This is a genomic window from Gilliamella sp. Fer4-1, from assembly GCF_001690515.1.
Taxonomy (GTDB): domain Bacteria; phylum Pseudomonadota; class Gammaproteobacteria; order Enterobacterales; family Orbaceae; genus Gilliamella; species Gilliamella apicola_C.
On record NZ_LZGZ01000264.1, the window covers coordinates 1 to 7,849 of the forward strand.

At 34.4% G+C, this 7,849-nt stretch carries 8 protein-coding genes; 4 read left to right on the top strand and 4 right to left on the bottom strand.

All coding sequences use genetic code 11. The annotated features are described in order from the left end of the window. Window positions 1–153: 153 nt before the first annotated feature. Both A9G30_RS09295 and A9G30_RS09300 read right to left on the bottom strand, forming a co-directional pair. The gene (locus A9G30_RS09295; RefSeq protein ID WP_065588765.1) at window positions 154–1,023 is read right to left on the bottom strand and encodes a co-chaperone YbbN; all 870 of its coding nucleotides are present in this window, start codon (window positions 1,021–1,023) and stop codon (window positions 154–156) included. 27 nt (window positions 1,024–1,050) lie between these two features. After that, window positions 1,051–1,842 (bottom strand): SDR family oxidoreductase, encoded by a 792-nt coding sequence (locus A9G30_RS09300; protein ID WP_065588766.1) that lies wholly within the window; start codon window positions 1,840–1,842, stop codon window positions 1,051–1,053. Window positions 1,843–1,919: 77 nt separating this feature from the next. On the opposite strand from A9G30_RS09300, the gene mtnN reads away from it, so the two are divergent. Further along, the gene (gene mtnN, locus A9G30_RS09305) at window positions 1,920–2,612 is read left to right on the top strand and encodes a 5'-methylthioadenosine/S-adenosylhomocysteine nucleosidase (RefSeq protein ID WP_065566977.1); all 693 of its coding nucleotides are present in this window, start codon (window positions 1,920–1,922) and stop codon (window positions 2,610–2,612) included. Then, entirely contained in the window at window positions 2,609–3,235 is a 627-nt protein-coding gene (locus A9G30_RS09310; RefSeq protein WP_065588767.1) for a TRIC cation channel family protein, read from the top strand. Before mtnN ends, A9G30_RS09310 begins: the two co-directional genes overlap by 4 nt. Window positions 3,236–3,267: 32 nt before the next feature. Here A9G30_RS09310 and rnd read toward each other — a convergent pair whose 3' ends face one another. Then, window positions 3,268–4,350: a ribonuclease D gene (gene rnd / locus A9G30_RS09315; RefSeq protein WP_065588768.1), complete on the bottom strand. Its 1,083-nt coding sequence runs from the start codon at window positions 4,348–4,350 to the stop codon at window positions 3,268–3,270. Between the two features lie 24 nt (window positions 4,351–4,374). Continuing rightward, on the bottom strand, window positions 4,375–5,529 hold the full coding sequence (locus A9G30_RS09320) for a metallophosphoesterase (protein ID WP_065588769.1): 1,155 nt from the start codon (window positions 5,527–5,529) through the stop codon (window positions 4,375–4,377). A 72-nt stretch (window positions 5,530–5,601) separates the two neighbouring features. Between A9G30_RS09320 and cmoA the strand changes: the two genes are divergently transcribed. Next, window positions 5,602–6,333 (top strand): carboxy-S-adenosyl-L-methionine synthase CmoA, encoded by a 732-nt coding sequence (gene cmoA / locus A9G30_RS09325; protein WP_065588770.1) that lies wholly within the window; start codon window positions 5,602–5,604, stop codon window positions 6,331–6,333. A gap of 36 nt (window positions 6,334–6,369) precedes the next feature. After that, complete coding sequence (gene cmoB, locus A9G30_RS09330; RefSeq protein ID WP_065588771.1) at window positions 6,370–7,338, top strand: tRNA 5-methoxyuridine(34)/uridine 5-oxyacetic acid(34) synthase CmoB; 969 nt, start codon at window positions 6,370–6,372, stop codon at window positions 7,336–7,338. Window positions 7,339–7,849: the final 511 nt, after the last annotated feature.

The following is a 7,849-nucleotide window of genomic DNA, read 5'->3' on the forward strand; positions in this document are numbered from 1 at the left end:
ATTTAACTCATCTATTTTACTTCTATGTATATCTTTTTTCAGAGATTTAATATAAGCAGCACAGGAAATTGCAGTCCCCTGATTTGTACTTAACAACATTATCAGCAATCTCTTAAAAATTCGTTCTAATTTAAATTTCATAGCGCTTAGTTTTTAATACAATAATGTGTATAACTTGCGTCGATAACCGCTTGCTAGTGGATTACTTGTACCTAGTGCTGCAAGTAAATCAAGTAACGCTTTTTTTAACTGTCCGTCACCAGCATTAAGATCTTTAGTTAATGGGTTAAAAAGCAATTCAAGTGCTTCCTCATGGCGACCTACCGACATTAATTGCGAAGCTAATTGAATCATAAGTTCAGTATTGCCTGGTTGCTTGGCTAGTTGATTTTGTAACTGCTGAAGCTCTGGCGAATTAGCCGCTTGTTCAAGTAATTCGATCTCTGCTTGCAAACTATGATAATCAGCACCTTGATCTTGCAAAGGAATGGTTGCAAGTACTTCTTTTGCTTCGCTCAATTGTTTTAATTGTATATACGCTTTTATCAACAGTAATGCAATATCAGTTCTTGGCTTACCTAGATGGTCAGTTAACGATTTCCACGTCTCTTTTAATAAAGGCAAAGCTTCTTGATATTTTTCTTCATTAAATAGATTGTGTGCTTCAACTAACTTAAGTTCATCCTCATTCGGCAGCACTTTTTTTAGAAAATCGTTGATTGTTTCCTCAGGTTGTGGTCCCTGAAATCCATCAACAGGTTGCCCATTTTGAAATAAGTAAACGGTTGGGATCGCTCGTAATCCAAATTGAGCTGCGAGCATTTGTTGCTCATCACAGTTAACACTCGCTAAAATAAATTGCCCATGATGTTGATTAGCTAATTTAGTTAATATTTGAGTCATCGCCTCATAATTTGGACTTCTTGCTGACCAAAAATAAAACAACACGGGAGATTGAGATGATCGTTCAATCACCTCTTGAATATTTTGCTCATTAACATCAAAAATAAATTGATTTTGCATATTATGTCCTAGGGATATGATCGGTTATTACTTGTTGTTTAGAATTTTATCCATTAATCTATCAGGAAGCAAACGTTTAGCAATAGCTGCTATCTTAGTTATTTTTGTTACCCTGTAACGGATTTTTGGCTTAGCGTGCTCTAACGCATGATATAAATAAGGTAAAATGGCTTCAGGCGGTAAAGTGAACCGTTTAGCTATAGGCGGATTTTTTACAATTTTTTCCTTTTCAACCTGATTAACATTATTCGAAAAGTAAGTTTTTAATGGTCCTGGCTCAATTAAACTAACCTTGATATTGGTCTTAGCCAATTCCAGCCTTAATACATCAGACCACGCTTCTAATGCATATTTACTCGCTGAATAAGCTCCTCGCCCAGGCGTTGCAACTATTCCAACAATAGAACTTGTTTGAATAATACGCCCTTCATTTTGTGCCAGCATGGCAGGAAGTAATAATTGCGTCAACTGATGTACACCAAAAAAATTCGTAGAGAATTGAGATTCCAACTGTTCACGGCTGATCGTGTTTAATCGTCCATAAACACCAAAACCGGCATTATTAAATAACGCATATAATTTACCTTCTGTTAAGGCTATAACCGTTTGGGCAGCTTGTTTAACTGATTCTGGATTATCAAGATCAAGCAACACTGTTTCAAACCCTTGCTCGATAAGTTTTTGCTGATCTGATAATTTTCGACACGACGCTATAACACGATAACCGCGTTTTTTTAATGCAATTGCCGAAATAAGCCCTATTCCACTTGAGCACCCTGTGATAAAAATTGTTCGCAATTTCAGCTCCGATTGATTCATATATTGTCAAATTTATCTTCTCAAATTATGATAGCATATCTAAATTAAAGTTACCCAAACAAAGCCCAGAGGATCGTATGAAAATCGCCATTATTGCAGCCATGGAAGAAGAAGTCGCCATTTTAAAAAGTAAAATCACCAATTATCATGTTGAACACTATTTAGGTTGTGATTTTCACTGTGGGCAAATTGCGGGCTGTGACATTGTGTTACTGCAATCAGGTATTGGTAAAGTCGCTGCAGCATCAGGAACAACATTATTATTAAACAATTATAAAGTTGATGCCGTTATCAATACAGGGTCGGCTGGCGGGCTATCTTCTAGCCTCAATATTGGTGATATTATTGTTTCAAAAGATGTTTTTTACCATGATGTTGATTTAACCGCTTTTGGCTACAAACCAGGGCAAATGTCTGGTTGCCCTGTGGCATTTGCCGCAGAGCCTAAATACCAATCATTAGCTAAAAATTGTATCGAAAAACACGGCGTTAATGCAATTGAAGGCTCTATTGGTAGTGGCGATGCATTTATCAATGGTAAAAGCAATTTGGCAAGAATAAAACAAACTTTCCCTCATGCCATTGCTGTTGAAATGGAAGCAGCTGCCATTGGGCATGTTTGCTGGCTATTTAAAGTGCCATTTGTCGTTGTTCGAGCTATTTCAGATAATGGAGATAGTGAATCTGCTGTTGATTTTCAAGCCTTTTTAAAATTAGCCGCAAAACAATCGTCGTTGATAGTTGAAGCAATGCTAAGTGAGCTTGCGTGAATTATCTTTTCTGGTTTGACATATTAGGGACTATTGTATTTGCTATTTCTGGCGTATTATTAGCAGCCAAAAAAGAAATGGATCCCATTGGCGCTTTAGTTTTAGCTGTCATCACCGCCATTGGTGGTGGCACCATTCGCGATATAGTTTTAAATCATGGACCAATCTTTTGGATCTCTGATTCGACTGATTTGTATGTTGCTATCGTTACCTCGTTAGTGACAATGCTTTTATTACGTTATTCACCTTCAATCACGATACCTAAATGGTTATTTTTTGTATTAGATGCTATCGGGCTTGCAGTATTTGTAGGCATTGGTGTGAATAAAGCCATTGACTCTAATGTAAACAGCTTAGTAGCCGTGTGTATGGGAGTAATGACGGGTGTTGGTGGCGGTATTCTTAGAGATGTGCTAGCTCGAGATATTCCAATGGTATTTAAAACCGACATTTATGCTACGGCTTGCTTAATTGGCGGTGCAACTCATGTTATCGCCTATAATGCACTCAAACTCCCATTGGAATATTCAACATTGATTGGTATTATTACCACGCTTATTATTCGATTATTGGCTATTTATCGTAAACTCACTTTACCTATTATTGGATTAAAAAATACTTAAACCTCAAAATTAAACCTACACGCAACCAATCATTAAGAGCAATATGGTTTAAATAAAGATTTACGCCAGCCTGTTAATAATTCTGGCTCATTGCCCTTTTTATCTACTTTCCATTTTACATACTGATTAATTAAGCGCCGTGAAAGCAATAAATCCTCACTAAGCTTTGTTTTTAAAGAAATAGCCTGTGCTGCTTGTTTTAGTTCTTCGGTAATTTTTTTATAATCAGGGTAACTATTCACTCGGCAGATAGTTGAAATGTCGGGTGTAGGGGCAGCTAAAATATCTAAAATTGCTTGCCCATATAACCGAATTTCCTTCCCCTTTACACCTAACTTGTCAAGTTCAGCTAATGAAGTGGGCAAGTAACGAGCTATTTTCCATAATACTTCTTCACGAATCACAAAATTTAAAGCAATATCTTGCTCTTTGGCCAGCTTGTATCGCCAACTCGCTAATTTATACAATTGCCCTAAACTTTTACCTTTCAGTTGCCAACTATTTTTAATGTTTAAATAAGCATCGTTTGGATCTATTATTTCACATTTCCGATCTACTGTCATTTGGCACTCTTGATAAGCTGCTTGTAAATAATGATTAGTAGTTAATTTTTCCTTTAAAATGTTGATTAATGGAAAAAGATATAATACATCGTTAATAGCATAGTTACACTGCTTTTCAGTTAAGGGTCGTTTTAACCAATCTGTTCGAGTTTCACTCTTATCAAGCTCAACTTCTAAATATTTTTTTACCAAGCTAGCATAACCACTACTTAAAGGATTATCTAAAAAAGAAGCTAATATTTGGCTATCGATAATTGGAGTTGGCACAATACCAAAATGATGAAGAAAAACTTCGATATCCTCACTGCACGAATGAAAATATTTTTCAATTTTAGGATCATTTAACATCACTAAAAAAGGTTGCCAATTAGTAATATTAATAGGATCAATTAACGCAGCACATTTACCATCAAACACTTGTAATAGTCCTAAGTGAGGATAAAAAGTTCGAGTCCGAACAAATTCAGTATCTAAAGCAATTGCTGAGCTATTTTCAATTTTTGAACAATAATCAGCTAACTGATCATTAGTTACAATAAGTTGATAAGACAAAATCAAACTCCTATTAAAATATGTTTATTCTTTGTGTATGCTTTTTTCAAATTCTATATCAATTACTACAATCTCAGAACGTGTCATTAGCCGAATTGGTGGTCCCCAAAAACCATACCCGCTACTGACAATACTAGTAAAATGATGATCTTGATTTTGGTACAAACCATAAGTATTTTTATACATTAATTTTTCAACGAGATTGATCGGAAATATTTGTCCTGCATGGGTATGGCCAGAAATCATCAAATCAACACCTAATTCTGCTGGTTCATTAAGATCTTTGGGTTGATGATCGAGTAAAATAATTGGTGTATTGGTATCAGTAAACATAATCAAATCGGACAATGATGCCCGTTTCACATCATAGAGAAATGAAGAAAAATCATCTCGGCCAACTATCGTGATACCTAAATCATCAAAAGAAATAATATCATCCTTTAAGACTTTCATACCTGCTTGCCTAAAAGCGCTAATAATATCTTCTTCTCGGTTATTTACTTCATTTGTCGCTAAATACTCATGATTACCGAATATGACATAAGTACCATATTTAGCTTTTAATTGTCGAAATTGCAGATCAAAATCATTTTGGATAAAAGGTTTTAAGCGTTTATCCAATGTATCTCCAGTAATAACAATAAAATCAGCATTAAGCTTATTGACATCATCAACCATTTGTTGAACAAATTGGTGTGTAGTTAACTCATTAATATGAATATCAGAAAGCTGTACAATACGTAAATGCTCGGTATTAGCTAGTTTATTTATCTTAACCTGATAATAAACAATCTTGGGGTTAATTGCCATTTCATGACCAAAGCAAAATAATAATACTACTATAACGATATATGCAATTTTAAGCCATAGATTAGGTTTTACTTGTTTTTTACTTAGCCAACGTACAGTATCAAAAATAAGCAATACAAAAAAGCAACAAATTATTAAGCCAGTAATAGTATTACAAAACAAAGGTAACCAATAAGTTGAAATACCATTCACTATTTTTAAAAAAATGAGCGATAGTCCCGCTATAAAAACAACAATCCAATAAATAAACCGACAACAACCTGTGACATAAAAATCAAACCAAAACAGCCATCGTTTTCCCAGATAGATGGTTGCTAAAACACTAACCACAAATACTATAAAAATAGTAATAAAATTGACAAACCCCATAATTATCCGAGCAGTTGAATATAAAAAAATGCTATAATAGCAAAATTAATTTCTATAGTACCAATTAGTTTTATGAATATTAAAAAAGACCAATTGTTCTCAACACCGATTGATAAACTAGGCGATTGGACGTTTGATGATAAAGTTGCCGAAGTTTTTCCTGATATGGTGCAACGCTCTGTTCCTGGTTATTCTAATATCATATCAATGATCGGTATGTTAGCTGAACGATTTGTACAACCCAATTCAACAATTTATGATTTGGGTTGCTCATTAGGTGCTGCTACATTATCTATTCGTCGTCATATTACTCAAGAAAATTGCCAGATTATCGCAGTCGATAACTCCCAACCTATGGTTGAACGCTGTAAAAGGCATATTGAGTCTTATAAATCCAATACACCTGTGGATATAATATGTGATGATATTTGCAACATCAATATGCAAAATGCATCAATGGTGGTGCTCAATTTCACTTTACAGTTTTTAACCCCAAAAAAACGCCAACGTGTTTTGAATAATATCTATAACGCACTGAAACCTAATGGCATTTTAGTGCTCTCGGAAAAATTTAGCTTTAGCGATACAACAGTCGATGAATTGTTATTTAATATGCATCATGATTTTAAACGTGCTAATGGCTATAGTGAACTTGAAATCAGTCAAAAACGTAATATGTTAGAAAACGTCATGCTAACAGATACAATCCAAACGCATAAACAGCGACTATCTGAAGCAGGTTTTAGACATATTGATACATGGTTTCAATGTTTTAATTTTGGATCTATTATTGCCATAAAATAGCCAATTAATTTCAGCGCAACTGATAAGGATGAAAAAATGATTGATTTTGGTGATTTTTACCAAATTATTGCAAAAAATAAACTTAGCCACTGGCTAGAAGTGTTGCCAGCTCAGCTCGCAAATTGGCAAAGACAAAATAGCGATAACCGTTTCAATCAATGGCTAAATAGTATTAAACACTTACCATCTAAGGCCCCTTTTCAAATTGATTTACTGCATAGTGTAACTGTCAATAGTGAATATCCTATATCTTCAGGCGAGCAACAACGAATTACCCAACTACTGAAAACCATGATGCCATGGCGTAAAGGCCCTTTTCACTTATATGGTATCGATATTGATACTGAATGGCGTTCTGATTGGAAATGGGAGCGCCTAATTAATCATATCGATAGCCTAAAAGGAAAAATTGTCTTAGATGTAGGTTGCAATAGTGGTTATCATTTATGGCGAATGATTGGCGCAGGGGCAGAACTGGCTGTTGGAATTGATCCAATGGCACTTTATCTATGCCAATTTGAAGCTATTCGCAAACTTTTGGGTAACGATCAAAGAGCGCATTTATTGCCTTTAGGCATTGAGCAACTCCCTAAACTTAATGCTTTTGATACGGTATTTTCAATGGGGGTGTTATACCATCGTAGGTCTCCACTTGATCATTTATTCCAATTAAAAGATCAGCTAGTTGAAGGAGGTCAGTTAATTCTGGAAACTTTAATCATCGATGGAGATGAACATCAAGCATTAATGCCAGGTGATCGCTATGCACAAATGCGTAATGTCTACTTTATTCCATCGGTTCCAACCATGATTAATTGGCTCAATAAATGTGGTTTTTCGGATATAAAAGTGATAGACATTTCACAAACTAGCTTAGATGAACAACGCAAAACTGAATGGATGGAATCGGATTCGCTTGCTGATTTTTTAGATCCTGATGATCCAACCAAAACCATTGAAGGATACCCTGCGCCAATACGGGCTGTTTTTATCGCTAAAAAATAAGACAAATCAGTATATAGGTAGCCACAGCTGTAATATAACATTACAGTTAAATGTGTAAAAATAACCTAAAACAAGAGTGGCTAGCTTATTACATTTTGATGAAGAATATACAGTTATCCAATGCAAAACACTTTGTAAAATCCTCTAACATATTATTAAATTAAAAGCATATTATTAAATTAAAAGAAAGTTGGTTAGCTACCGACCAGCTTGATGATAGCAATATGTTATCTTATTACCTAAGATAAGATTATCATATTTTAAATGTATGACTTACTTACGAGCATATCTAATGTCTATAATCATCTAACTCAATTATTGTTCTATTAAAATTCCTCTGATCACTTATTCATTTAAATTAGCTTAAAATTTCAGTTTAAATGGTTTGTAAAAATAAAAAGTTAACTAATGTTCGCTGGATATTTATATTCAACTCAAACAATTAGGTATATTACAAGTAGATTTTTTATCCATATAATTATACTATACAAAGATTTTCTGGAAATTATCA